Source organism: Amycolatopsis magusensis (assembly GCF_017875555.1).
GTDB lineage: Bacteria > Actinomycetota > Actinomycetes > Mycobacteriales > Pseudonocardiaceae > Amycolatopsis > Amycolatopsis magusensis.
On sequence record NZ_JAGGMS010000001.1, the window covers coordinates 2598694 to 2625043 of the forward strand.

The window sequence follows — 26350 nt, forward strand, 5'->3', positions numbered from 1 at the left end:
AGTGGTTGGTGGCGAAGAAGTTCGGCAAGCGCGGCAAGAAGAAGGGCGCCCCGGAGGACCCGAGGAACATGTTCGGGCCCCCCATGCCGCGTCGCGGCGGGCCGCCCGCGTCGAGCACCCCGCTGGCCGACTTCCTCGACCGCGGCTGGCCCGGCGTCGACGACGGTTACGTGGTGCTGCCCCGGTCACTGGCCGAGGCCATGTCGTTGCCGTGGCAGCAGCAGACGGCCGAGCTGCTCTCGCAGTTCCACGGCACGCACCGTGGTCTTTCGTGGCCGATCTACCGCGTGACGCCGTCGCGGTACGAGCGCCTGGTGGATCTGGACGAGGAGCAACTGGCCGAAGCGGGCTACCTGGTCGAAATCGACTTCGACGGTGAGATGGTCTACCGGGAGCGCAGTGGGCGCCGGGTGGAAAACCCGGAACAGACCACGGTTCTCGTCGCCACCCTGGACCCGATCGTACGGCGGCGCCCGCCCGCGCAGCCACGCCCGCAAACCCCGGCCGAAGGCGGTTCGCGGGCGCCGGTGCCGATGAACCTGCCACCCGCCCCGGTCTGGCGGACGGTTCCGGCCAAGTCCTCGGAGGCCCCGCCACTGCCGGTGCCGGAACCGCCGAAGAACGTCGCCGCCCCACCGGGATCGGCTGCCCCGAAGAAGCTCCCCTGGGAACCGGTCGCCAAACCCCCGGCGGCGGAACCCGCCGCGCAGCCGACCTTCGTCGAGCCTTCTACGCCACCTGCGGGCCCCTCGACGGCGGAATCACCCACGCCGCCCGCCTCGACTCCCGCAGCGGAGTCGCCGTGGCGAGCTACCCAATCACCTTGGCAAGCGGCCATGCCCTCGACGGCCCAGCCGCCCGTCACGACCCAGCCGCCCGTCGCCGGGCCTCAGGCCGCACAACCGCCGGTTCCGGCCGCGCAGGCTCCGATTGCTGAACCGATTGCCGAGCCGGAAGTTCCGAAGCCGCCTGCTGCCGAGGCGCCGGTTTCGCCGCCGCTGGTCGCTGAGCCCGAGGTGCCAGTCAGCCCGGCTGCGCCCGCCGGTGCTTCGGCCGCCCAGCCGCCGTTCGCCGAGAGTCCGGCAGCGCCGCCTCCGCCCGCCGAGCCCTCGCAGTCTTACGCTGCCGAGCCCCCGGCTCCCCAGCCCCCGGCGCCGCAGCCGTCGGTGGCCGAGACTTCAGCGCCCCAGCCGCCCGCCGCCGAACCTCTGCCCCCGCAGCCTCCAGTTGCCGAGGCTCCGGCTCCCCAGCCGCCCGCCGCCGAGCCCCAGCGAGCCGCCGAGCCTGGGCCGCCGGTAGCCGAGCAGCCACAAGCCGAAGCCCCGCCCCAAGCCCCGCCCCAGCAAGGCCAGGAGTCGGCGGTCTCGACCTCGGGCCGACTCCCCGTGGTGCCGCCGTCGACGGCCCGGCTCGTCACCGAGCTCGACGAGCCGTTCGCGGTGCCGTCGCCGGTGGTGGAGGTCGATCCCGACACCGACACCCCGCCTCGCGGCACGCGCTTCCCGCTCGGCGGCGATCGCGGCTGGTTCGACGAGCTGCCGGACTCGGCGTCGGCGGCGTCCTCGTCCGAGCCGCCGGCGCCGCCGGAGGACACCGGGTTCGGCCCCAGCGGCGACCCGACCGAGATCCCGTACCGCTACCGCAAGTAGGTCACCGGGGCAGTTTCGCCCGGTGCGCCTTCGAGAACTCCTGGCCGCTGAACTTGTCCCAGTTGATCGACCACGACATCAGCCCACGCAGCTCCGGGTACACCCCGCGCGGCCGGTAGGCACCGCAGTTCTGCGCTTTCATCAGGCAGTCCAGCGACTTGTGCACCTCGGCGACCGGCGTGAACCCGTTGCCAGCGTAGGTGTTCGCCGGCAGGCCGAAGGCGACCTGGTCCTGCCGCAGTGGAGGGAACGGGTTCGCCGGGTTGCCCTCGATCGGGAACCCGGACAGCACCATGTCGGTCATCGCGGTGTGGAAGTCCGCGACGCCCATCGTGTGGTACTGGTTGTCCAATCCCATGATCGGCCCGGAGTTGTAGTCCTGGACGTGCAGCAGCGTCAGGCTGTCCCGCAGCGCGTGGATCACCGGCAGGTACGCCGCCGCCCGCGGGTCGGCGCCGCCGTGCACGCCGCGGCCGTAGAACTGGTAGCCCAGTTGCACGAAGAACGTCTCGGGCGCCATGGTCAGCACGAACGCGTCGCCGTAGCGGGCCTTCAGCGACTTCAGCGCGGCGATCAGGTTGACGATCACCGGCGTGGTCGGGTTCGCCAGCGTGCGGTCGCCGGCGTTGAGCGAGAGCGAATGGCCTTCGAAGTCGATGTCCAGCCCGTCGAGGCCGTACCTGTCGATGATCGCGGCGACCGAGCTGACGAACTTGTCGCGTGCGGCCGCGGTGCTCAGCTGGACCTGGCCGTTCTGCCCGCCGATGGAGATCAGCACCTTCTTGCCCTGCGCCTGCTTGGCCCGGATCGCCTGGGTGAACTCGGCCTCGCTCTCCACGTTCGGGCATTCGGTCGCCGGGCAGAGCGAGAAGCGCAGGTCACCCGAGGTGACCGAGGTCGGCTCGGCGAAGGCGAGGTTGATGATGTCCCATTCGTCCGGGACGTCCTGCATCCGGACGTACCCCGAGCCGTTGGCGAAGCTGGCGTGCAGGTAGCCGACCAGGACGTGCCGGGGGAGCGCGGCCCCGGCGGTCGCCGGGGTCACCAGGAGCAGCGCGAGCACCGGCAGCAGTGCGGTGAACAGTCGTCTCATCCGTGCCTCCCGAACGATCGTGACGCAGGTCACCCCAAATTGGACTAGACCAATGGGAGAGTTGTCAAGAGGTCTGGACCATTCAGGGAATACCGCACGGGTCGCGCGCGGGCCGCGGAAGTGCCAGGCTCGGACCATGGCGAAGGACCCGAACCCAGACCCCGGCTGGTACTACAACACCCGCACCAACGAGGTGGAGCACCTCGAGCGCGCCCGCTCGGTCGACCTCCTCGGCCCGTACCCCGACGAGGCGACCGCCCGGCGCGCGCTGGAGATCGCCCGGGAGCGCACCAAGGCCGCCGACGCCGCCGACCGCTCGTGGGACGAGGAATAGCCGCTGGATCAGGCACGACTCGGGTTAGGGTCGTGTGGTGGCCCCCACAGTGATCCGCACGCATCCGGCCGGTGGTGACTTCAGCCGGCTGCGCACCGAGTTCGCGCTGCCCGACGGCTTCGGCCCCGACGTGCTGGCCGAGGCCGAAGCGGCGGTGATGGACCCGGTGCCGCAGGACGGCGACCGCGAGGACGCCACCGGCCTGCCGCTGGTCACCATCGACCCGCCGGGGTCGAAGGACCTGGACCAGGCGCTGCTGGTCGAACGCCGTCCCGGCGGCTTCCGCGTGCACTACGCGATCGCCGACCTGGCTGCCTTCGTCGCGCCCGGCGGCCCGATCGACCGCGAGTCGCGTCGCCGCGGCCAGACCCTCTACCTGCCCGACGGCAACGTCCCGCTGCACCCGCCGGTGCTGTCCGAGGGCGCGGCGAGCCTGCTGCCCGGCGAGACCCGCCGCGCCGTGCTCTGGACGATCGACACCGACGCCGACGGCGATCCGGAGTCGGTGCACGTCCGCCGCGCGCTGGTCCGGTCCACCGAGCAGTTCGACTACGAGACCGTCCAGGCCGCCGCCGACGCGGGCCGCGCGCACCCGTCGATCGCCGTCCTGCCCGAGCTGGGCCGCCTGCGCCGTGAGCTGGCCGTGCACCGCGGGGCGCTGGAGCTGCAACTGCCGGAGCAGGAGATCAGCGCCGACGAGGACGGCAACTGGCGGCTGATGCGGCGTCCCCGCACCGACGTCGACGCCTGGAACGCCGAGATCTCCCTACTCACCGGCATGAGCGCGGCGAAGATCATGATCGACGCCGGCGTCGGCGTGTTGCGCACGCTGCCCGAGGCCGAGCCGGACGCGGTGAACTGGCTGCGCCGCTCCGCCCGCGCGCTGGGCATCGACTGGCCCGCTGAGGCCGGGGTCGCCGAACTGCTGTCCACACTGGACCCGCGACGGCCCGAATCGCTGGCGCTCTACGCCGACACCACCCGCCTGCTGCGCGGCGCCGGGTACACCGCCTTCGACGGCGGCGCCCCGGAAGGGATCACGCACGCGGGCATCGGCGGCCCGTACGCGCACGTCACCGCGCCCATCCGCCGCCTGGTCGACCGCTTCGCCACGGAGATCTGCCTCGCGGTGACCGCCGACCGTCCGGTCCCGGAGTGGGTGCGGGCCGCGCTCGATCGGCTGCCCGAGTTCATGAGCGCCTCGGACACGCTGGCGGGCAAGGTCGAACGCGCCTGCGTGGACCAGGTCGAGGCGTGGATCCTGGCCGACCGCATCGGCGAGACCTTCGGCGCGGTGGTGCTGCGCGCCGAGGAAGCCCGGGCCGAGGTCCTGCTGGAGGACCCGCCGGTGATCGCCAAGAGCAGCGGCGAGAACTTCAACGAGGGCGGCCGGGTGACCATCCGGCTGACCGCGGTCGACGTGGACAAGCGCAAGGTGAGCTTCGAGCGGGTGTGAACGCATGCGGATGACCGATGACCTCGGCGAGGACGTGCCGCTGACCGGTGCGCCGGGCCGGATCGTCTCGATGGTGCCGTCGCTGACCGAGGCGGTGGCGGTGAGCGCGCCGGGCACGCTGGTCGGCGTCACCGACTACTGCACCCACCCGCCGGACCTGGACCTGCCGCGCATCGGCGGTTCGAAGTACCCCGAGGTGGACCGGATCCTCGACCTGCGCCCGGACCTGGTGCTGGCCAACGCCGAGGAGAGCCGCCCCGACGACGTGGAACGCCTGCGCGCCAACGGGATCCCGGTGTGGGTGATGGCCGCGGCGGCGACCGTGCCCGCCGCGCTGGGGTCGCTGCGACGGCTGCTCACCCAGGGCCTCGAACTCGACGAGCCGGACTGGCTGGTGCGGGCCGAGGACCTCTGGCGTGAGACCCCGCCGGTGCGGGCGAAGGCGGTCGTGCCGGTCTGGCGCAAGCCGTGGGTGGTGCTCGGCCGGGACACCTTCGGCGGTGACGTGCTGCGCCGCCTCGGCGTGGACCTGACCTACGCGGACCACGCCGACCGCTACCCGCGTCCCACACTGGACGAACTGCGCGCGCAGTTCGAGAGTGGCGCGGCGGAGCTGCTGGTGCTGCCCGACGAGCCCTACCTGTTCACCGACGAGGACGGGCCGGAGGCCTTCCCCGGAGTGCCGTACGTGCTGGTCTCCGGAAGGTTCCTGACCTGGTACGGCCCGTCGCTCGTCGAAGCGCACCCGGCTACAGCGGCAGCCCTGTCAGCACGGTTACCCGCTCTTCCGTGAAGTCGAGCATCGCGGCGGCCGGGCCCTCACGCCCGACGCCGGAGTCCTTCACACCGCCGTAGGGCATCTGGTCGGCGCGGAAACTCGGCACGTCGCCGATCACCACGCCGCCGACGTCGAGCCGGGACGCGGCCTCGAACGCGGTCGGCAGGTCGCGGGTGAACACCCCGGTCTGCAGGCCGAACCGCGAGTCGTTGACCCGGTCGAACGCTTCCTCCACCGAGCTGACGCGATTCAGCGTGACCACCGGGCCGAACACCTCGTCCGCGAGCACCTTCGCGTCCTCGGACACGTTGGTCAGCACGGTCGGCGTGAGCGTCGCGCCTTCGCGGGTCACCTCGCCACCGGCTTCGCGGACCCACGCTTCGACCCGCTCGGCGGCGGCCGTGTTGATCAGCGGGCCGACGTCGGTGGCGTCGTCGTCCGGATCGCCGACACCCAGCGCCGACACCGCGGCGGTGACCTTCTCCACGAGCTCGTCGAACACGTGGGCGTGCGCGTAGACCCGCTGCACCGAGATGCACGACTGCCCGGCCTGGTACATCGCGAAGGTGGCGATGCGCTGCGCGGCGAAGTCCAGATCCGTCCAATCAGGACAGACGATGGCCGCCGCGTTGCCGCCCAGTTCGAGCGCGACGTGCTTGCGCGGCGCGCTCTCCCGGATGCCCCAGCCCACCGGCACGGATCCGGTGAACGAGACCACCGGCAGCCGCGGGTCGGCGACCAGCCGCGCCGCCACCTCGTTGCTCGCGGGCAGGATCGACCAGCTGCCCGCGGGCAGCGCGGTCTCCGCGAGCAGTTCGCCGAGCAGCAGCGCGGTGAGCGGGGTGGCGGGCGCGGGCTTGAGCACGATCGGCGCGCCGACCGCGATCGCCGGCGCCACCTTGTGCGCCACCAGGTTCAGCGGGAAGTTGAACGGGGTGATGCCCAGGATCGGGCCCTTCGGCACGCGCCGCACGAGCGCCATCCGGCCGGTACCACCGGGATCGGTGTCCAGGCGCTGCAGTTCGCCGGAGAACCGGCGAGCCTCCTCGGCGGCCCAACGGAACGTCGAAGCCGCACGGGCGACCTCGCCGCGCGACCACTTGATCGGCTTGGCCGATTCCGCGGTGATCAACCGCGCGAATTCCTCGGCGCGTTCGGTGATGCGCCGGGAGACGTGGTCGAGTGCCGCCGCGCGCACGTGGGCGGGTGTGGCCGCTGCTTCTTTCTTGACTTCGTCGGCGGCTTGCACCGCGGCTTCGATTTCGGCGTCACTGGGCACGAAATGCCGGCCCGCGACCGAATTGTCATAGGAACTGCGAATGGTGGTGGTTTCGCCGCCGGTCACCGGCTTTCCGGCGACCCAGAACGGGAACGTGCTCATTTACCGGCCTCCGCGACAATTGCCTGCTCGAGCACGGTAAGGCCCTCGTCGAGCAGTTCGGGGGAAAGGGACAGCGGCGGCAGCAGGCGCACGACGTTGCCGTAGGTGCCGCAGGTCAGCACCACCACGCCCGCCGAGTGGCAGGCCTTGGCGACGCGACCGGTCAGCGCCGCATCCGGCTCGCTGGTGCCGGGCTTCACGAATTCGGCGGCGATCATCGCGCCCCGGCCGCGGACGTCGCCGATCACGCCGGTGCGGTCCGCGACCGTCCGCAGACGCGGCAGCACGGTTTCGGCGATACCGCGTGCGGCGAGGTCCAGGCGGTCGTTTCGCACGATCTCGATCGAGCCGAGCGCGGCGGCGCAGGCGATCGGGTTGCCGCCGTAGGTGCCGCCGAGGCCGCCGGACGGCACGGCGTCCATCAGCTCGGCGCGGCCGGTGACCGCGGCGAGCGGCAGCCCGCCGGCGATGCCCTTCGCGGTGGCGATCAGGTCCGGCACCACGTTCTCGTGGTTCGACGCGAACCAGTCGCCGGTGCGGCAGAAACCGGTCTGCACCTCGTCGGCGACGAAGACCACGCCGTGACGCGCGCACCAGTCGGCCAGCGCGGGCAGGAAGCCGGGCGCGGGCTCGATGAAGCCGCCCTCGCCCTGGATCGGCTCGATGACCACGGCGGCGACCTGGTCCCCGCCGATCTGCTTCTCGATCCGGTCGAGTGCGGCGGCCGCGGCCTCGGGCCCGGTCAGGCCGTCGCGGTAGGGGTAGGAGCCGGGCACCCGGTAGACCTCGGGCGCGAAGGGACCGAAGCCGTGCTTGTACGGGATCGACTTCGCGGTCAGCGCCATCGTCAGGTTGGTGCGGCCGTGGTAGGCGTGGTCGAACACCACGACGGCCTGGCGGCCGGTGGTCACACGGGCGATCTTCACCGCGTTCTCCACGGCCTCGGCGCCGGAGTTGAACAGGACCGAGCGCTTGGCGTGGTCGCCGGGCGTCAGGTCCTTGAGCTGCTCGCAGACCTGCACGTAACCCTCGTAGGGCGTGACCATGAAACAGGTGTGGGTGAACTCGGCGGCCTGCGCGCGGACGCGGTCGACCACGGCGGGAGCCGCATGGCCCACGTTCGTCACCGCGATGCCGGAGCCGAGGTCGATCAGCGTGTTGCCGTCGGCGTCGGTGAGCAGGCCGCCCTCGGCGGAGGTGATGTAGACGGGCAGCACCGAGCCGACGCCCGCGGCGACCGCGTCGCCGCGGCGTTCCTGCAGGGCACGGGAGGCCGGGCCGGGGATCTCGGTCAGCAGCCTGCGCTGCGTGAGCTGGGCGGTCATGGGTTCAGGATGCGACCGGGGTGGCCGGTCGTCAGGTGCCGACTTGGACAAGTCGGTGGGTAGAATTCGCCACTATGGCACTTTCGCTGCGGCAGCTCGCGGAAGCCGAGGGGCTGCGGGTGCTGGCCGGTTCGGCGGGGCTGGACCGCACGATCGGCTGGGTGCACCCGACCGAGCTGCTCGACCCGACGGCCTTCCTGGACGGCGGTGAGCTGCTGCTGACCACCGGGCTGGCGCTGGACGCCGTCTTCGGTTCCTATGTGGATCGGCTGGTGGCGGCGGGGGTCGCCGGTATCGGCTTCGGCAGCGGGGTGATCCACCCGCGGGTGCCGCCGGGCCTGGTCGCGGCCGCCGAGTCAGCCGGGCTGCCGTTGCTGGAGGTGCCGCGGGAGACGCCGTTCATCGCGATCACCAAGGCGGTCTCGGCAGCGGTCGCGGCCGACGAATACGCGACCGTGGTGCGGACGGGCCGCGGTCAGCAGGAACTGACGCGAGCGGCGGTCGGCCGAGGCGGCCCGGCGGCAGTGGTACGCCGGCTGGCGCGGCTGGTGGATGGCTGGGTGCTGCTGCTGGACTCGGGCACACCGGTCGAAGCTGCTCCAGCGGCGGCGCGCGCCCATGCCGCTGGCCTGGAGGTTTCCGAGCTGCGGGGAACGCGGGGTGTCCGGCTGCCTTCGGGTGATGAGGTCGTTCTGCACTCGTTGGACGCGCGGACGGTCCTCGCGGTCGGACGGCCGGAGCCACTGGATGCCGCCGACCAGTTCATCGTGAACACGGCGGCTTCGCTTCTTTCGCTGGCTCTGCAACGGAACCGGGAGCAGAGCGGGGTCCTGGGGCAGTTGCGCTCGGGCTTGCTCGACTTGTTGTTGTCCAATGAGGACCTGGGTGCCAGGACGATCCGTGGCCTGTGGCCTTCGCTGCCCGCGCCACCCTGGCGCTTCGCGGTCGTCGTAGGCGCCGCCCCCGCCCGACGAGCTTTCGCGGACGCCATGGCGGACTCCTTCTGCGTGGCGCGGGAGTCGATGCTGGTCGTGGTCGGCGCGGACCCTTCGCAGGTCGAACCCCTGGCGCGCCGCCTGGGCCTGCACGCCGGCCTCTCTCCCGCCACGGCCGCCCCGGTCGCCTACCGCCAAGCTGGCCAAGCCGCCCACGCCGCCCGCGCCCGCCGCGTGCCGTTGCTGGACTTCGAGGAGTACGCCGGTTCGGGCTTGCTATCACTGCTCCCCGAGGAGAGCGCCGCTCTATTCGCGGAGTCGCTGCTCTCGCCGCTGAGCGCTGATCTGGTCGAGGCCCTTCGCTGCTGGCTGGAGGAGCACGGGAACAACGATGCTGCGGCTACTCGTCTGGGTATCCATCGGCATACGTTGCGGAATCGGCTGCGCAAAGTCGAGGCGTTGACGGGGCGGAATTTGTCGTCGCCGGGGGTTCGGGCCGAATTCTGGGTGGCTCTTTCTGTTGCCGGTGCCCACCGGGGGTGAGTGGGTGGTCTCCTCTGGTTGCTCGGGCTCGCGTCTTGTTTGCAATTTCTAGCGGAAACGATCGGTGGCGGTCCTCAGTGCGGCGAGCACGCCGAGATCATTCACTGCGTGGCCCGCGGTGTTCAGTAGTTTCAGTTCCGAGCCCGGCCACGCCTCGTGCAGTTCCCAGGCGGTGATGGGCGGGCAGACCACGTCATACCGGCCCTGCACCAGGACTCCCGGGATGCCGGTCAGCTTCGCGGCGTTCCGGATCAGTTGGCCGTCGTCCAGCCAGGCGCCGTGGCTGAAGTAGTGCAGGGCGATCCGCGCGAACGGGAGGGCGAAGCCGGGGCGTTTGTAGTTCTGCAGGTAGCTCGGCTGCGGAACCAGCGAGACGATCGCGCCTTCCCAGGCGCTCCAGGCGATCGCCGCGGCCTCGCGTACGCCGCGGTCCGGGTGGTAGGCGAGGCGACGGTAAGCCGCCATCGGGTCGTCGCGTTCGGCTTCGGGGATGGGGGCGAGGTAGGCATCCCATGCGTCCGGGTACATGCGGGAAGCGCCGTCGCGGTAGATCCAGTCGAGTTCGCTCTGCCGGGCGGTGAACACGCCGCGCAGCACGATTTCGCTGACCCGCCCCGGGTGCGTTTCGGCGTAGGCGAGGGCGAGCGTCGCGCCCCACGAACCGCCGAACACCTGCCACCTGTCGATGCCGAGGTGCGTGCGCAGCAGTTCGAGATCGGCGACCAGGTGCCAGGTGGTGTTCGCCGACAGGTTCACCTCGGGATCGGTGATGCTCGGCGTGCTGCGCCCGGAACCACGCTGGTCGAACTGGACGATGAGATACGCCGACGGGTCGAAGTGCCTGCGCGACAACGGGGTCAGCCCGCTGCCGGGCCCGCCGTGCAGCACCACCACCGGTTTGCCCTCCGGATTGCCGGAGGCCTCCCAGTGCACGAGGTGCCCGTCGCCGACCTCGAGCAGCCCGGTCCGGAACGGCTCGATCGGCGGGTACAGCTCTTCCATGCGCACCACTGTGCCTCATCGGCCGGGCACAGTGGTGCGCGCGGAAGAAGGTGGGGGCTCGCTCCCGCCGCCAGACTGAACGAGCCCCCGGTCAGTGGGGATTTCAGGGAGTAGGCGTGAAGCTCCGGCAACGCTCAGCTGTCGCGGCGCGCATTACGCGCATCGTCTCCTCCTCTTCGAGGACCCGTGGCGGCGGTGGGTAAACGCTAAGCCACTGACTGAATACAGTCAAGCATGTGACGAACATTCACATACCCGAACATGGCTCAACCACCCACCCAGGCGGCCGAACCCCACACTCAGGCACCCGAACCCCACGTCCAGGAAGCCCAACCTCACGTTCAGGCACCTGAACTCCACACTGAAGGCCCAACCCCACGTTCGAGCGCCCGAACTCCACGTTCGGGCACTCGAACTCCGCGCCCATGAAGCCGAAGTCCACATTGGGGCGGGCCTGCCGGGTGTGGGGTTCGCGTGCACGAACGTTGAAGTCGGCTTCCTGAGTGCGGAGTTCGGCTTCCTGAACGTGGGGTTCGGGTGCGTGGGTGTGGGGTTGGGGGAGGGTTAGTGGAAGGAGTGGTCGGCGGCGGGGAATTCGCCTCGGCGGACGTCGGCGGCGAAGGCGGTGGCGGCGTCGCTGAGGGCGCCGGCGAGGTTGGCGTAGCGCTTCACGAAGCGGGGGGCCTTGCCCCGGCGCAGGCCGGCCATGTCCTGCCACACCAGTACCTGGGCATCGCAGTCCGGGCCCGCGCCGATGCCGACGGTGGGGATCTGCAGCGAGTGCGTGACCTGCTTGGCCACCTCCGCCGGCACCATCTCCATCACCACCGAGAACGCGCCCGCCTCCTGCAGCGCCAGCGCGTCGGCGACCAGTTCCTCCCCGGCCGTCCCCCGACCCTGCACGCGGTAACCGCCCAGGTTGTGTTCACTCTGCGGGGTGAACCCGATGTGCCCCATCACCGGCACACCCGCCGACGTCAGCGCCTCCACGTGGGGCGCGAATTTCCGCCCGCCCTCCAGCTTCACGGCGTGCGCCCGGCCCTCCTTCATGAACCGGACGGCCGTCGCCAGCGCCTGCTCCGGCGACAGCTGGTACGACCCGAACGGCAGGTCGGCGACCACGAGCGCGTACTTCACCGCCCTGGTCACCGCGCGCACCAGCGGCAGCAGTTCGTCCACCGTCACCGGGACCGTGGTGTCGTAACCGAACACGTTGTTCGCCGCGGAGTCGCCGACCAGCAGCACCGGGATCCCGGCCTCGTCGAACAGTTCCGCGGTGTACATGTCGTAAGCGGTGAGCATCGGCCAGGCTTCGCCGCGCTCCTTCAGCTCGCGCAGGTGGTGCACGCGCACCTTCCTGCGGGGCGTGCCGGCTGGGCCAGCCGAGGGTCCGGAGCCGTACGGTGCGGTCAGTTCGCCTTCAGTACCGGGGGCAGACATCGTCGTCGACCGTCCCTTCCCTCGTTGACCGGGTGAGCGGGTGGAACGACCAGCGTGACACCACGCGGGGGCGGCCCCAAGCAGGCTGCGACCAGCTTCACACCGGTACCGTCGCCCCCGCTACCGGCGGGTCCCCCGAACGAAGGAAGGATCGCCACCGGCGATCAGACTCGCGGACGATGTCGGATGAGGGGTGGCGCGGGTTGAGTAGAAAACTCCAGATGCCGGCCAGGACGACGGGGAAACCGACCGTGACCAAGCCACCCGTGCCCAGGTGGAAGGCGAGGGCCGCCGGGCTCGTCGCCACCGTGGTGCAGCTCGGCGCCTTCTCGTCGCTGCTCTTCCTGCTGCTCGGCGATGGCGGCCGCTGGCTGCGCCACGTGCTCACGGGCGTGTTCTGGCTGCTCAGCATCCCCGCCGACGCGAACCTGGTGATCGCGCTGGTGCTGGTGGTGCTCGGTGCCGCGCTGCGCCGCCGCAAGCGGGCCGCGCTCTACGCGCTGGTGTTGTTCCAGGTCGGCGGGCTGTCGATCATGGTCGCCGGGCAGTTGGTGCTGCTGTGGGCGCCGGGCCTGCTCGAACTCGAACCCGGCGACGCCGTGCAGATCCCGGCGATCGTGTCCGTGATCGGCGGGCTGGAGATCGTCGCCGCCGTGCTCATCGGGCTGTTGCTCGCGCTGCGCCCGGCGTTCCCGGCCCGGCTGGCGCCCGGCGCGTTCCGGCACGGGCTGGTGGTGCTGTTCGCGGGGATGGCCACGGTGACCGTCGGCGGCTGGATCCTCGCCGAGATCTTCCCCGGCACGCTCGCGAGCAGTTGGGAGCGGTTTGTCTGGGCGGCCAACCACTCCACCGGTGAGCTCCTGCGGCTGGGCCGGTTCGGCGTCGGTCACGGGCCGGACTGGCTGGACGTGCTGCTCGACCTCGGTGGCACCTTTGCCACGGTCGCCGCGTTGTTCGTGTTCTTCCGAGGCGTGCGCACGCAGCACCTGCGCACCGACGAAGAGGAATTGCGACTGCGGGAACTGCTCGCCGAACACGGTGAGCCGGATTCGCTCGGCTATTTCGCCACACGCCGGGACAAAAGCGTGGTTTTCGCGCCTTCCGGGCGTGCCGCGATCACCTACCGCGTGCTCGGCGGCACCAGCATCGCGAGCGCGGATCCGGTCGGTGACCCCGAGGCGTGGCCCGCGGCGGTGCGGGAGTGGCTGGCCGAAGCACGGCGCTACGGCTGGGTTCCCGGCGTGCTCGGCGCGAGCCGCCGTGGTGCGGAGGTCTACACCGCGGCCGGGTTGAAAGCGCTGGAAATCGGCGACGAAGCAATCCTCGACGTACGCGAGTTCAGCCTGAGCGGGCCCGATCGACGAACGGTCCGTCAGGCCGTGAGCCGAATCGAACGCGCCGGGTTCTCCAGTCGCGTTCGGCGGCATTCCGAGATTTCGGACGAGGAAATGCAGTCCCTGCTCAAGAAAGCCCAACAATGGCGTGGCGGGGAGAGCGAACGCGGTTTCTCGATGGCGCTGGGACGGCTCGGCGACCCATCCGACGGCCGTTGCGTGATGGTCGAAGCTTTCGACGCCCACGGTGAACTCCGCGGCCTGCTTTCCTTTGTGCCATGGGGGCGCCGCGGCCTTTCGCTGGACCTCATGCGCCGAGACCGTGATGCGGGCAACGGCCTCAACGAGTTCCTGCTCGCCGAACTGGTCGCCGCCTGCTCAAGGCTTGGCGCACAACGGATCTCGCTCAACTTCGCGATGTTCCGCGCGGTCTTCGCCGGTGGTGAGCGGATCGGCGCCGGGCCGGTGTTGCGGGCCTGGCGTGGTGTGCTCAGCGTGTTCTCCCGATTCTTCCAACTCGAATCGCTGTACCGCGCGAACGCCAAGTACGGACCCGAATGGGAACCGCGCTTCCTTTGTTACGCCTCCACTCGGCGGCTGCCGAAGGTGAGTCTCGTAGCCGGTGCGCTGGAAGGTTTCGTCCCCAGTCTCGGCGCGAATCGCGCGCTGCGGCTGGAGACCGTCACCGAGGACTTCGTCGGCCAGGTGCGGCGGATCGAGGAAAGCGCGGCGGTGGCGGTGAAACCGGTGCGGCGCCCGGAGCAGGTGCGGGTGCGGATCGCCAAGCTCGACCGGCTGCGCGCGGCGGGCATGGACCCGTACCCGGTCGGTTTCGACCGCGATTCGGTGCTCGGTGACGTGGTCGCCCGCTTCGGCAGGCTGGCGGCCGATCAGCACACCGGCGAACGGGTGAGCGTGGCCGGGCGTGTGATCGCCCTGCGCAACCTCGGCGGCCTCTGCTTCGCCCGGATCAAGGACTTCAGCGGCGAACTGCAGCTCATGCTCGCCGCCGACGTGCTGCCGCTGGACGACTGGCGGTCCGGGGTGGACCTCGGTGACCACGTCGGCGTGACCGGCGAGGTGATCACCTCCCGTCGCGGCGAACTCTCCGTCCTCGTTTCGGAGTGGACGGTCACCGCGAAGTGCCTGCACCCGCTGCCCGACCGCCGCAAGGGACTGTCCGATCCGGAGACCCGCGTCCGCAAGCGGTACCTCGACCTGGCGGTCAACCCGGACTCCGCGGCCATGCTGCGACTGCGTGGCACGGTGGTGCGCGCGCTGCGGGAACGCCTGCACCAGCGCGATTTCCTCGAGGTCGAGACGCCGATGCTGCAGACCGTGCACGGCGGCGCCAACGCCCGGCCGTTCGTCACCCACATCAACGCCTACGACATGCGGATGTACCTGCGGATCGCGCCGGAGCTGTACCTCAAGCGCCTGTGCGTGGCCGGTGTGGAGCGGGTGTTCGAGCTGAACCGCAACTTCCGCAACGAGGGCGTGGACGCCACGCACAACCCCGAGTTCACCATGCTCGAGGCGTACCAGGCCTACGCCGACTACGGCACCATGCGGCGGCTGACGCGCGAACTGGTCCAGTGCGCCGCCGAGGCCGCGTACGGCAGCCAGGTCGTGCGACGGCCGGACGCCGGCGAGGTCGACATCTCCGGTGACTGGCCGGTGATCACCGTGCACGACGCCGTTTCCGACGCCCTGGGTGAGCGGATCGATGCGGGCACCTCGGTCTCCGAGCTGCGCCGCCTGTGCCGCCAGGCCGGGGTCCCGCTCGACGGCGCCGACGAACTGGGCCACGGCGACCTGGTGCTCAAGGCACACGAGCACCTGGTCGAGCCGCGCACGCTGAGCCCGGTCTTCTACACCGACTACCCGACCGACGTCTCCCCGCTGACCCGGCGTCACCGGCTGGACCCGCGGCTGGCCGAGCGCTGGGACCTGATCGCGTTCGGTGCCGAGATCGGCACGGCCTACAGCGAGCTGACCGACCCGATCGAGCAGCGGCGGCGGCTGGAGGCCCAGTCGCTGCGCGCGGCCAGCGGGGACATCGAGGCGATGGAGCTGGACGAGGACTTCCTGCTCGCCCTGGAACACGGCATGCCGCCGACGGGCGGGCTCGGCATGGGGGTCGATCGCCTGTTGATGTTGCTCACCGGCGCCTCGATCCGCCAGACGGTGGTTTTCCCGTTCGTCCGATCCAGGGGCTGATTCTTCCCGACTGCCGTGTCACCCTGTGCGCGTGAGGGGACTGCGGCCGGTGCGCCGGATGGCGGTGGCGCTGCTCGTGCTGGCCGTCGTCGCCTACTCGGCGTGGCTGTGGGAGCTGGTGGTGCCGACCGGGCTGTCCGTGCTGCGGTCACCGGTGGACGAGGCGACCGCGCGGGACCGGCCGTACCGCGATCTGTTCCGGATCGCGGAAATCGCCGCCGGGATCATGTTCATCGTCGCGGTGCCGCCGCTGAACCGGCTCGCGCCGATCCACTGGCTGTCGCGGCTGTCCGTGGTCGCGGTCGGCGTGTTCGGCGTGACGCTGATCGCGCACGCCCTGCTGCCGCTGGACTGCGCGATGTCGGTGAACGCGCTGTGCGAGGGGACCTCGTCTTCGCACCAGGCGCACCTGGTGCTCACCGAGGTGCTGACCGCCATCTACCTGATCGGCGCGGGCAGCCTGATGGTCTGGTGGCCGCCGCGGTGGCGGTCGGTGGCCGTGGTGGTCTTCCTGCTGGTCGCGGCCAGTGAGGTGGGCGTGCACTTCGTCGAGCCGCTGGCCGGGCTGGCCACCAGGGTGCAGTCGACCGCGATGGCCGTGCTGCTGGTGGTGGGCGCGGCGTATTTGCCCCGTGCTGAAAAGCTTCGCCGGGTGGCATGATGCGGCAGCCGAAACAACCGGGGGACTGTCGTGAGAGATGCCAACACCGGACCGGTGGCCGACGAACGTGAAGGCCTGCTCGCCTTCCTGGAGCAGCAGCGGCGCGTGCTGAAGATCGCCGCGCACGGGCTCACCGACGAGGAGGCGCGGCAGGCGCCGAGCCGCAGCGCGCTGACCGTCGGCGGGCTGGTCAAGCACGTGGCGACCACGGAGCGGAGCTGGATCGACCTGATCGAGTTCGACGACCCGCCGCAGCCGGCCATGGAGGACTACGCCGACGCGTTCACCCTGCGTGCCGACGAGACGCTGGCGGGCGTGCTCGAGATGTACGCCGAGGTGGCGCGGCGGACCGAACGGGTCATCGGCGGGGTAGCCGACCTGGGTGAACCGGTGCCGGTGCCGAAGAACGTGCCCTGGTACCCCGACGAGCTCGAAGCCTGGTCGGTGCGCTGGGTGCTGCTGCACCTGATCGAGGAGAGCGCGCGCCACGCCGGGCACGCCGACATCGTCCGCGAGCACCTCGACGGCGCGACCGCGATGCCGTTGCTGGCCGCCGCCGAGCAGTGGCCCGCGTCGCCCTGGTTGCAGCCCTGGACCAGGGCCTGAGCGCCTACGGAAGAAGTAGCCGCTTTTCACGCGTGTTGGCGTGAGCGACCCCACACTGCGCCCTGAATCGAGCAAAACCGGTGGTCGTCAGCGATGTCGCTGGTCCGGGAGGGGCGAATTCACGCGGGTCAGCGTGGGTGCGAAGGCGCGAACCCGCGATCTTGCCAGCCGGTGCGCGCCCCCGTTGCGGGCGCGGGCTACGATCCCCGTAGCCACTCGGCCAGCGGCATGCCCGCTGCCGGGACCACCACAGTTGCATGCGCAGTGCATCACAGAGCAGTGCAGGAGGCAGGAGTGACGGCCGTAGCCCCCAAGCCGATCGCCACGCGCCCGTACCCGGCGCGCGAGTCGGTGAAGGGTTCGTACCTGCTGCGGTTGTTCCGCACGACGGACCACAAGCAAATCGGCATCATGTACCTGGTCACCTCGTTCGCCTTCTTCATGGTCGGCGGCGCGATGGCGATGCTGATCCGGAGCGAGCTGGCCCGGCCGGGGCAGCAGTTCCTCTCCCAGGAGCAGTACAACCAGCTGTTCACCATGCACGGCACGGTGATGCTGCTGCTCTACGCGACGCCGATCCTGTTCGGGTTCGCGAACTTCATCCTGCCGCTGCAGATCGGCTCGCCCGACGTGGCGTTCCCGCGGCTGAACGCGTTCTCCTACTGGCTGTACCTCTTCGGCGGCCTGATCGTGATGTCCGGGTTCCTCACCCCGGGTGGCGCCGCCGACTTCGGCTGGTTCGCCTACACCCCGCTCTCGGACGCGATCCACTCGCCCGGCGTCGGCGCCGACCTGTGGATCTCCGGCCTGGTGGTCTCCGGTCTCGGCACGATCCTCGGTGCGGTCAACATGATCACCACGGTGGTCTGCCTGCGCGCCCCCGGCATGACGATGTACCGGATGCCCATCTTCACCTGGAACATCCTGGTCACCAGCATCCTGATCCTGCTCGCCTTCCCGATCCTGACCGCGGCCCTGATGGGCCTGCTGGCGGACCGGCACCTCGGCGCGCACGTGTTCGACCCGGCCAACGGCGGGGTGATCCTCTGGCAGCACCTGTTCTGGTTCTTCGGGCACCCGGAGGTCTACATCGTCGCGCTGCCGTTCTTCGGCATCGTCTCGGAGATCTTCCCGGTCTTCAGCCGCAAGCCGATCTTCGGCTACAAGGGCCTGGTCTGGGCGACGCTGGGCATCGCCGCGCTGTCGATCGCGGTGTGGGCGCACCACATGTACGCGACCGGTTCGGTGCTGCTGCCGTTCTTCTCCTTCATGACCTTCCTGATCGCCGTCCCGACCGGGGTCAAGTTCTTCAACTGGATCGGCACGATGTGGAAGGGGCAGCTGAGCTTCGAGACGCCGATGATCTTCAGCGTCGGCTTCATCGTGACCTTCCTCTTCGGCGGGCTGTCCGGCATCCTGCTGGCCGCCCCGGCGATCGACTTCCACGTCTCGGACAGCTACTTCGTGGTGGCGCACTTCCACTACGTGCTCTACGGCACGATCGTGTTCGCCACCTTCGCCGGGATCTACTTCTGGTTCCCGAAGATCACCGGCCGGATGCTCGACGAGCCGCTGGGCAAGCTGCACTTCTGGACCACGTTCATCGGCTTCCACGGCACCTTCCTGGTCCAGCACTGGCTGGGCAACGAGGGCATGCCGCGCCGGTACGCCGACTACCTGGTCAGCGACGGGTTCACCACGCTGAACACGATCTCCACGATCGGCGCCTACATCCTCGGTGCCTCGACGCTGCCGTTCCTGTGGAACGTCTTCAAGAGCTACCGGTACGGCGAGATCGTCACGGTCGACGACCCGTGGGGCTACGGCAACTCGCTCGAGTGGGCCACCTCGTGCCCGCCGCCGCGGCACAACTTCACCGAGCTGCCGCGCATCCGGTCGGAGCGCCCGGCGTTCGAGCTGCACTACCCGCACATGGTCGAGCGGATCCACAAGGAAGGTGAGATCACCTTCACCGGCAAGCCGAAGCTGCACGGCGAGTCGAAGGCACCGTCGCAGGTGCTCACCGAAGCCGCGATCCCGGGCAACCACTCCAAGGACAACTCGGGCGAGCAGTGATCGAAGTTCCGAAGCGCGCATCCCGGTCCGCCGGGGTGCGCGCTTCGTTTCTGAGCGAGGGATGGGCGCAGTGACGAAGACCCCGGTCCTGATCACCACCACCGGCCCCGACAAGCCGGGTGTCTCCTCGGTGCTGTTCGCCGCGCTGACCCGGCACGGGGTGGACCTGCTCGACGTCGAGCAGGTGGTCATCCGCGGGCAGCTGGTGCTCGGGGTGCTGGTGGCCGTGGAGAGCGATCCCGAGGGGCTGCAGGAGCTGGTCGAGCAGGCCATGCACTCGGTGTCCATGCAGGTCGAGGTGAGCATCGGCTCGGCGATCGGCGAGGACCCGTTCGCGCCGGCCCGCCACGGCTCCAGCCACGTGCTGGTGGTGCTCGGCCTGCCGTTCACCGCGCGGGCGTTCACCGAGGTGGCGCGGCGGCTCGCGGCGCTGAACGTGAACATCGATTCGATCCGCAGCATCGCCGACTACCCGGTGACCGGGCTCGAGGTCTACGTCTCGGTCGCCGAGGACACCGAGGCCTCCGACGAGGCGCTGCGCACCGCGCTCGCCGACGTGGCTTCGCGTGGCGGTCTCGATGTGGCCGTCGAGCGGGCCGGGCTGGCGAGGCGGGCCAAGCGGCTCATCGTGTTCGACGTGGACTCCACGCTCATCCAGGGCGAGGTCATCGAAATGCTCGGCGCGTTCGCCGGGGTGGAGCCGCAGGTCCGCGAGATCACCGAGGCCGCGATGCGCGGCGAGCTGAACTTCACCGAGTCGCTGGAGCGGCGGGTCGCGCTGCTCGAAGGCCTGCCCGCGACCGTGCTCGACGAGGTGGCGGCGTCACTGCAGCTGACCCCGGGTGCCCGCACCACGGTCCGCACGCTCAAGCGGCTGGGCTACCGCTGCGGGGTGGTGTCCGGCGGGTTCACCACGATCATCCAGAAGCTGGTCGACGACCTGGGGCTGGACTTCGCCGCGGCGAACGAGCTGGAGATCGTCGACGGCAAGCTGACCGGCAAGGTGATCGGCGAGGTGATCGACCGGCCGGGCAAGGCGGTCGCGCTGCGGCGGTTCGCCGTCGACTACGGCATCCCGCTGACCCAGTGCGTGGCGGTCGGCGACGGCGCCAACGACATCGACATGCTCTCCGCGGCGGGCATGGGTGTGGCGTTCAACGCCAAGCCCGCGCTGCGCGAGGTGGCGGACACCGCGCTTTCGCACCCGTTCCTCGACGCGGTGCTGTTCATGTTGGGCATCACGCGTGCCGAGGTGGAAGCCGCCGACGCCGCCGACGGCCTGGAGCCGGAACGGCCATGATCCTCGAACCGCTGGCCGCGCGGTACGCGTCGTGGCTGGGCCTGCCCGCGGAGGAAACCGCTCTGCCGGAGGCGTCACCGGACGAGGTCCGCGCGATGCCCGTCATCCTGCGCATGGAGAAGCCCGCACCGTCACCCACCGCCACCCTCAAAGGACACGCTGCGCGTGACAGCCGCCCTCCGCCACCCGCCCGCACGCCCTTGCTGGAAGCCGCGGCCGCCGCGGCTTTGGCGGTGTGCCTGGACGAGCGCACGAAGCCGGGTGGGGAGTGGCACGAACCCGTGCGGGACTGGGTTTCCGGGCACATCCGCAAGGTCGCCCGCCGCGCCAGGGGGACGCACTGGCAGGCCGTGCAGGAGTTGCCGGGCGTGACCATTTCGATCGATGGTGCCGAGGCCCGCGCTCTGGTGCCGGGGCGGGTGGTCGACGTGCCCAAGGAGGTCTCGCGGTTGCAGATCTCCGGGAGCGAGCTGCCGCCGGACGAGCCGGGGCCGGCGCCCGCTTCGACGCCCGTGCTCATGCTCAACCCGCGCGTGCCGATGACCGTCGGCAAGGCGGCGGCACAGGTCGGGCACGGCACCATGCTGCTGGCCGCCCTGCTGGACGAGCACCGGCTCTCGGCCTGGGCGGAGCGTGGTTTCCGTTGCGCGGTGCGGGTTCCCGAGCCGCTGGAATGGGCTGAGCTGCATCCCGGCGCCAACCCGGCCCAGGCGTGGTCGGAGCGTTCGGTGATCGCTGTGCGGGACGCCGGGTTCACCGAGGTGGACCCGGGTACGGTCACGGTGCTTGCCCAGTGGCGGTAGAGGAGGGGTCCATGGGTCTCGAAGTGGAGCGGATCGGGGAGCACGTGTTCGCCGGGCGCAACGAGCGGGGTGCCGAGGTCCGGATCGGCCGCAAGGGTCAGGCGGACGTGTTCTCCCCGGCGGAACTGCTGCAGCTCGCGGCCGCCGGATGCGCCGCGGTGACCGCGGAGGACCTGGTGGTGCGGCGGACCGGCGAGGACGCGAAGTTCCGCGTCGAGGTGACCGCCGACCGGAACGACGCCGCTTCGGAACTGGACGCCATCCACGTGTCCTTCGACGTGGACCTGTCCTCTTTGGACGATGATCGGCGGGCGGCGCTGGCGGTGGCGGTGGACCGCGCGATCGAGCGGCTGTGCACGGTGAGCCGGACGCTGAAGAAGGGCATCCCGGTCACGGAGCGCTTCCCAGCAGGGTGACCAGCAGCGCGACGCGTTCCTCGCCGAGCCCGTCGCGCAGCCTGCTGTCGCGGGTGAGGGTGACGAGTCCGTGCATCGCGCTCCACGCGACCTCGGTGAACGTCTCCGGGTCCTGGTCGCCGGCGAGCGGGGCGAACACCTTCTGGAGCGTGGCGAAGGTGTTTTTGAGCAGTTCGGGTGCTTCTGGGCCGAACTTCAGCTCCGTGTTGAGGGTGAACATCGCTTCGTAGAGCACGGGGTTGCCGAGGGCGAAGTGCGTGTAGGCGCGGATCAGTGAGTCGACCGAGAAGGCGGCTCGCGTGGCTTCGAACAGCTCCTCGAAGCCCTGGAGCGCCACCGCGGTGACGATGGCTTCCTTGTTCGCGAAGTGGCTGTAGAGCACGGGCTGGCTGTAGCCGATCCGCTGCGCGAGCGTGCGGGTGGTGACCGCGTCCCACCCTTCCCGCTCCGCGATCTCGCGGGCGGTGCGGATGATCAGCTGATGGCGTTCGGCGCGCTCCCGCGCCCGGCGATCGGACATGCCCCGAATCTAGCATCGCTAGCGAATCTAGCGCTGCTCGTGCTAGCGTCGCTAGAAATACTAGCAATGCTAGATTTCGACGGAGGACTTCATGGACACCAAGATCGCCAACGGCATCGTGCTGCTGGTCGGCATCGGCATCATCTTCATCGGCGCGCGCTTCTTGCTGGCGCCGGAAGTCTCCGCGGCGGGCTACGGCGTGCCGGTCTCGGCTGCCGGGGAGTACGAAGCTTTCCTGTCGGCCAAGGGCATCCGGGACATCGCTTCCGGCCTCGTCGTGCTGACCCTGTTCGCGTTGGGGCAGCGACGGGCGCTGGGCTGGGTGATGCTCGCCGTGACGGTCGTGCCGTTCACCGATGGGCTGATCGTGCTGAGCCACGGGTCTGTCGCCGCCGCCTTCGGCTGGCACTTCAGCACCGCGGCCGGAATGCTGGTTGCCGTTGCCCTGCTGCTGTCGGCGCGAACCCCGAAGGCCGCCACTGCTCAGGACTCGGCTTCGCCGGCCTTCCAGACGACGTAGGCCTCGTCGGCGTCCGTGGTCATGGCCTCGACGAACTTCTCGTTGTCGAACCCCGGCAGCGCCTGCAGGCGTTCGATCAGCGCGTCGGCCGCCGGGTCGCCGCTGGGGATGGCCGTGCCCTTGCCGTCGGCACCGGCCAGCATGATGAACACGTCCTCTTTCCAAGGCCCCTCGGGAATCACCCTGATCACCACGGCGGACAACTCGGCCCAGGTGACGGACTCCTCGGTGCCGTCGGCGAGCAGGCGGCGGACTCCGGTGTCGTCGACGCCGACCGAGCGGGACTGCGCGTGGGTTGAGTCCTGGGACAACTACGGCTCCCTCGTCTTTGCGTTCCGTTTACGGTACTGCCGCGAAGAACCCGGGCTCAGGCGGGGGCGGCGGCGTCGAGCCTGCGCAGCGCGGCCCTGGCCACTTCCGGGTCGGTGGTCGGCCAGAACGGCGGCAGCGAGGCCCGCAGGAAGCTGCCGTACCGGGCGTTCGCCAGCCGCGAGTCCAGGATCGCCACCACGCCGCGGTCGCTGGTCGACCGGTGCAGCCGCCCGACGCCCTGCGCGAGCAGCAGCGCCGCGTGCGTGGCGGCCACGGTGAGGAAACCGTTGCCACCGCGGGCTTCCACCGCGCGCTGGCGGGCCGAGGACACCGGGTCGTCCGGGCGCGGGAACGGCAGCCGGTCCACCAGCACCAGCTGCAGCGACGGGCCTGGCACGTCCACGCCCTGCCACAGCGACAGCGTGCCGAACAGGCAGGTGCGCGTGTCCTCGCTGAACTTGCGCACCAGCAGCGAGGTGGAATCGTCGCCCTGGCACAGGATCGGGTGCTTGACCCGGTCCCGCAGCTCCTCGGTGGCCTGCTTCGCCGCGCGCATCGACGAGAACAGGCCGAGCGTGCGCCCGCCGGCGGCGTCGATCAGTTCGGCGATCTCGTCCAGCGTGCGCTCGGCGAGCCCGTCCCGGCCGGGCGTCGGCAGGTGCTTGGCCATGTAGAGGATGCCGTTCTTGCGGTGGTCGAACGGCGATCCGACGTCCAGGCCGGTCCAGCGGATGGTCTCCTTGTCCGACGGCGCCGCCTTCTCGGTGGCCGTGCCGGGGTCGGACTTCCGCTCGGCGGCCTGCGACGGCGGCAGGCCCCACTGCCGGGCCAGCGTGTCGAAGGTGCCGCCGAGCGCGAGCGTGGCCGAGGTGAGCACGGTGGTGGTCTGGCCGAAAACCCGTTCGCGCAGCAGCCCGGCCACGCTCAGCGGGGCCACGTGCAGCGCGGGCGGGCGCGGGTTCGACGAGTACGGGTCGCCGCTGAGCCAGACCACGTCCGGCCGGTGCGCCTGGTCCTCGTCGAAGGCCTCCAGCAGCCGGACCGCGGTGTCGTGCACCTCTTCGAGCAGGGTGCGCGCCAGTTTGCGGGCGGTCGCGTCGTCGGCGCCGTCGTCCTTGCGGTCGGAACCGAGCGCGGACAGGCAGGTGTGCGCGGCGTCGCGGATCATCGGCAGCGCGCCGGTGAGCGGCTGCGGCAGCGAGTCCAGCCGTCCCGCAGGGAGGTCGTCGAGCACCAGCGCCAGCCCGTCGCTGGCCTCCATCAACCGGTCGGCGAGGTCGGCGTCGATCAGCTTGCCGCAGCGGCGCCCGGCGGTGGAGACCATCGGGCTGGTCAGCTCGGCGGTGGCCACCGAGGTGACCCGGTCGACCAGTTCGTGGGCCTCGTCGATGATCACCAGGTCGTGCTCGGGCAGCACCTGGTAGCCCTGCAGCGCGTCGATGGCGAGCAGCGCGTGGTTGGTGACCACCACGTCCGCGCGCCCGGCCTCGGCCCGCGCGCGTTCGGCGAAGCAGTCCGTGCCGATCGGGCAGCGGGACACGCCCAGGCACTCGCGCGCCGACACCGAGAGCTGCCGCCACGCCTGGTCGGACACGCCGGGCACCAGCTCGTCGCGGTCGCCGGTCTCGGTGTCCGACGACCACTCGTGCAGCCGCTTGACCTCCTTGCCCGTGCGCGACGCCGCGAACGGGTCGAACAGGCCCTGGTCCTCCGGCTCCTCGGGAGCGCCGGTGTCGAGCCGGTGCAGGCAGAGGTAGTTGCGCCGCCCCTTGAGGATGGCGAAGGTCGGTTCGCGGCCGAGCGGCTTCTTCAGCGCCTTCGCCAGCCGGGGCAGGTCGCGGTCGACGAGCTGGCGCTGCAGGGCGATGGTCGCGGTCGAGACGACCACCGTGGTGCCCTTCTCCACCGCGTGCCGGATCGCGGGCACCAGGTAGGCCAGCGATTTGCCGGTCCCGGTGCCCGCCTGCACGGCGAGGTGCTCACCGGTGCGGATGGCGCGGCCGACCGCGTCGGCCATCTCGACCTGACCGGCGCGCTCGGCCCCGCCCACCGACTCCACGGCGTGCGTGAGCAGTTCCAGCACCCCCGGGAGGCTGCCCTTGCGTGCGGTGGTGAGTTCAGCGGACTTCGGCACGAGGAGCAACGGTACCGGGGGCCACCGTCAGTTCTGGCGGCGGAAGCGGTTCACCAGCGCCCAGGACACCGGCAGCAGCCCGGCGGCCACGACGATCTTCAGCGCGTCGCCGAGCAGGAACGGCAGCACGCCCTTGTCGAAGGCGGTGGCCAGGTCCATCGAGGCGGCGGCCATCAGCCACGGCACGCCGACCGCGTAGATCGCCAGGTTGCCCAGCACCATGGTGCCCGCGGTGCGCACCGGCGTGCGGTCACCACCGCGGCCCGCGAGCGCGCCCACCAGCGCACCGGCGAGCACGAAGCCCGCGATGTAGCCCGCGCTGGCGCCGAACATGCCGGAGGTGCCGCCGTTGAACCACGGCACGCCCGCCGCGCCCGCGAGCAGGTACAGCAGCATCGCGGCACCGCCGCGCTGCCAGCCCAGCGCCGCGCCGACGAGCAGGGCGGCGAAGGTCTGGCCGGTCATCGGCACCGGGCTGCCCGGCACCGGGATGACCAGCTGCGCGGCCAGGCCGGTGAGCCCGGCACCGGCGGCGACCAGGGTGATGTCGCGAACCAGCGCACCGGGGATGAGATCCGCCAGCACCGGACGGCGGGCGGCGAGGGTCAGCGTCGACAAGGCGGCCTCCACTTGCGAGAACGTTGTGCACAGAGCTTCCCGGCAGGCTAACGCCGTTCCACCGGCAATTTCCCCCGAAGTCGGCTAGCTCACTCGGGCCACTCGTCCGGGTGGTGCGGGCCCCGGCGGGGTTCGGCTGTTGATCTCGCCGGCCGATGGCGACGGAGAGAGGGTTTCACGTTTTCGGCTGGAGGGAGTGACACGGTGTCGAGGATGAGGAAGATCGCGGTGGCGGCGTGCGCCTGCGGCGGGCTGGTGGTGGCTCCGGCGGCGGCGCAGGCCCAGGCACCGGTGGCCACCGCGTCGGCGAACGCCGGTTCGGTCGACGTGCGGGGCGAGCAGACCGTGCAGACCAACCGGATCGGCGAGTGCCGGCTGGGCCAGCAGGACACCGGGAATTCGCCGGGGCAGACCGCGGGCACGACGAAGTACGGCAAGAGCGAGTCGCAGTGCTCGCGCGCGGCCGACACCGGGTTCGCCACCTCCATGGTGCGCGGGCAGCGGTTCGAGACCGGCGTGCTCCGCGAGTACGGCGGGCCGACGATCAAGGTGCGCAACTACAGCGCCCGCTGCGACACCAGCGCCAACGGGGCCAGCGGCGTGGTCGAGCTGAGCGAGGTCTCCGGGATCGAGGTGCCGTCGTCCATCCCGGCCAACCACACCGTGCTGGTGCCGGGGAACGACGGCACGACGGTGGCCAAGGTGGTGCTCAACGAGATGGTCGTGCCCGAGGTGGCCGACGGCAGCCTGACCACGCACGCCATGCGCATCGAGCTGTTCCCCGAGGGCGGCCCGGCCGAAGGCGAGATCATCGTCGGCACCGCCGACTGCGACCCCTACGGCTCCTGACCGGCCTCGGCCCGAATGCTAGGAGTGGGGCATTACTTGCGTTCA

At 70.7% G+C, this 26350-nt stretch carries 23 protein-coding genes; 14 read left to right on the forward strand and 9 right to left on the reverse strand.

From position 1 onward, the window contains the following. The first annotated feature begins 8 nt into the window (after positions 1-8). A complete protein-coding gene (locus JOM49_RS12090) occupies positions 9-1649 on the forward strand; it encodes a hypothetical protein (protein ID WP_209664388.1) in 1641 nt (546 codons plus the stop codon). Position 1650: 1 nt separating this feature from the next. Here JOM49_RS12090 and JOM49_RS12095 read toward each other — a convergent pair whose 3' ends face one another. Next, positions 1651-2742: a chitinase gene (locus JOM49_RS12095; RefSeq protein ID WP_245369303.1), complete on the reverse strand. Its 1092-nt coding sequence runs from the start codon at positions 2740-2742 to the stop codon at positions 1651-1653. A gap of 136 nt (positions 2743-2878) precedes the next feature. On the opposite strand from JOM49_RS12095, the gene JOM49_RS12100 reads away from it, so the two are divergent. Genes JOM49_RS12100 through JOM49_RS12110 form a run of 3 tightly spaced genes read left to right on the forward strand, consistent with a single transcriptional unit; the run spans position 2879 to position 5325 of the window. Beyond that, positions 2879-3076 (forward strand): hypothetical protein, encoded by a 198-nt coding sequence (locus JOM49_RS12100; protein ID WP_209664390.1) that lies wholly within the window; start codon positions 2879-2881, stop codon positions 3074-3076. Positions 3077-3125: 49 nt separating this feature from the next. Next, a complete protein-coding gene (locus JOM49_RS12105) occupies positions 3126-4532 on the forward strand; it encodes an RNB domain-containing ribonuclease (RefSeq protein ID WP_209671105.1) in 1407 nt (468 codons plus the stop codon). Between the two features lie 10 nt (positions 4533-4542). Beyond that, entirely contained in the window at positions 4543-5325 is a 783-nt protein-coding gene (locus tag JOM49_RS12110) for a helical backbone metal receptor (protein ID WP_209671107.1), read from the forward strand. On the opposite strand, the gene JOM49_RS12115 is transcribed toward JOM49_RS12110, so the two are convergent. Beyond that, positions 5282-6691, reverse strand: coding sequence for an aldehyde dehydrogenase family protein (locus tag JOM49_RS12115; protein ID WP_209664391.1), 1410 nt, complete (start codon positions 6689-6691; stop codon positions 5282-5284). The genes JOM49_RS12110 and JOM49_RS12115 overlap by 44 nt on opposite strands. Further along, positions 6688-8016, reverse strand: coding sequence for a 4-aminobutyrate--2-oxoglutarate transaminase (gabT, locus tag JOM49_RS12120; protein ID WP_209664392.1), 1329 nt, complete (start codon positions 8014-8016; stop codon positions 6688-6690). Before gabT ends, JOM49_RS12115 begins: the two co-directional genes overlap by 4 nt. Before the next feature lie 74 nt (positions 8017-8090). On the opposite strand from gabT, the gene JOM49_RS12125 reads away from it, so the two are divergent. Next, a complete protein-coding gene (locus JOM49_RS12125) occupies positions 8091-9494 on the forward strand; it encodes a PucR family transcriptional regulator (RefSeq protein WP_209664393.1) in 1404 nt (467 codons plus the stop codon). Between the two features lie 48 nt (positions 9495-9542). Here JOM49_RS12125 and pip read toward each other — a convergent pair whose 3' ends face one another. Both pip and panB read right to left on the reverse strand, forming a co-directional pair. Next, complete coding sequence (gene pip / locus JOM49_RS12130; protein ID WP_209664394.1) at positions 9543-10496, reverse strand: prolyl aminopeptidase; 954 nt, start codon at positions 10494-10496, stop codon at positions 9543-9545. Between the two features lie 564 nt (positions 10497-11060). Next, positions 11061-11936 carry a 3-methyl-2-oxobutanoate hydroxymethyltransferase gene (gene panB / locus JOM49_RS12135; protein WP_209664395.1) on the reverse strand — a complete coding sequence of 292 codons (876 nt, stop codon included), beginning with the start codon at positions 11934-11936 and terminating at the stop codon, positions 11061-11063. A 251-nt stretch (positions 11937-12187) separates the two neighbouring features. On the opposite strand from panB, the gene lysX reads away from it, so the two are divergent. The 7 genes from lysX to JOM49_RS12170 all read left to right on the forward strand — a co-directional run bounded on the left by lysX (position 12188) and on the right by JOM49_RS12170 (position 21352). Next, entirely contained in the window at positions 12188-15490 is a 3303-nt protein-coding gene (gene lysX / locus JOM49_RS12140) for a bifunctional lysylphosphatidylglycerol synthetase/lysine--tRNA ligase LysX (protein ID WP_308158725.1), read from the forward strand. Positions 15491-15521: 31 nt separating this feature from the next. After that, positions 15522-16151, forward strand: a complete 630-nt coding sequence (locus tag JOM49_RS12145) for a DUF998 domain-containing protein (RefSeq protein ID WP_209664397.1) — start codon at positions 15522-15524, stop codon at positions 16149-16151. A gap of 54 nt (positions 16152-16205) precedes the next feature. Further along, entirely contained in the window at positions 16206-16757 is a 552-nt protein-coding gene (locus tag JOM49_RS12150) for a DinB family protein (RefSeq protein WP_282769322.1), read from the forward strand. A 294-nt stretch (positions 16758-17051) separates the two neighbouring features. Next, positions 17052-18833 carry an aa3-type cytochrome oxidase subunit I gene (ctaD, locus tag JOM49_RS12155; protein ID WP_209664399.1) on the forward strand — a complete coding sequence of 594 codons (1782 nt, stop codon included), beginning with the start codon at positions 17052-17054 and terminating at the stop codon, positions 18831-18833. Between the two features lie 70 nt (positions 18834-18903). Beyond that, a complete protein-coding gene (gene serB / locus JOM49_RS12160) occupies positions 18904-20133 on the forward strand; it encodes a phosphoserine phosphatase SerB (RefSeq protein WP_209664400.1) in 1230 nt (409 codons plus the stop codon). Further along, a complete protein-coding gene (locus JOM49_RS12165) occupies positions 20130-20936 on the forward strand; it encodes a peptidyl-tRNA hydrolase (RefSeq protein ID WP_209664401.1) in 807 nt (268 codons plus the stop codon). The genes serB and JOM49_RS12165 overlap by 4 nt, the downstream gene beginning before the upstream one ends. Positions 20937-20947: 11 nt before the next feature. Beyond that, entirely contained in the window at positions 20948-21352 is a 405-nt protein-coding gene (locus JOM49_RS12170) for an OsmC family protein (RefSeq protein WP_209664402.1), read from the forward strand. Here JOM49_RS12170 and JOM49_RS12175 read toward each other — a convergent pair. Beyond that, positions 21327-21872 (reverse strand): TetR/AcrR family transcriptional regulator, encoded by a 546-nt coding sequence (locus JOM49_RS12175; RefSeq protein WP_209664403.1) that lies wholly within the window; start codon positions 21870-21872, stop codon positions 21327-21329. The genes JOM49_RS12170 and JOM49_RS12175 overlap by 26 nt on opposite strands. Positions 21873-21963: 91 nt before the next feature. Between JOM49_RS12175 and JOM49_RS12180 the strand changes: the two genes are divergently transcribed. After that, on the forward strand, positions 21964-22392 hold the full coding sequence (locus tag JOM49_RS12180; protein WP_209664404.1) for a DUF4267 domain-containing protein: 429 nt from the start codon (positions 21964-21966) through the stop codon (positions 22390-22392). Here the strand turns inward: JOM49_RS12180 and JOM49_RS12185 are convergent. The 3 genes from JOM49_RS12185 to JOM49_RS12195 are packed head-to-tail and all read right to left on the reverse strand — an operon-like array spanning position 22356 to position 25456. Then, positions 22356-22703: a hypothetical protein gene (locus JOM49_RS12185; protein ID WP_209664405.1), complete on the reverse strand. Its 348-nt coding sequence runs from the start codon at positions 22701-22703 to the stop codon at positions 22356-22358. The two genes, JOM49_RS12180 and JOM49_RS12185, sit on opposite strands and share 37 nt — an antisense overlap. A 56-nt stretch (positions 22704-22759) precedes the next feature. After that, a complete protein-coding gene (locus tag JOM49_RS12190) occupies positions 22760-24838 on the reverse strand; it encodes an ATP-dependent DNA helicase (protein ID WP_209664406.1) in 2079 nt (692 codons plus the stop codon). A gap of 27 nt (positions 24839-24865) precedes the next feature. Beyond that, complete coding sequence (locus tag JOM49_RS12195) at positions 24866-25456, reverse strand: biotin transporter BioY (RefSeq protein WP_209664407.1); 591 nt, start codon at positions 25454-25456, stop codon at positions 24866-24868. Positions 25457-25669: 213 nt separating this feature from the next. Between JOM49_RS12195 and JOM49_RS12200 the strand changes: the two genes are divergently transcribed. Continuing rightward, positions 25670-26305 (forward strand): hypothetical protein, encoded by a 636-nt coding sequence (locus JOM49_RS12200; RefSeq protein ID WP_209664408.1) that lies wholly within the window; start codon positions 25670-25672, stop codon positions 26303-26305. Positions 26306-26350: the final 45 nt, after the last annotated feature.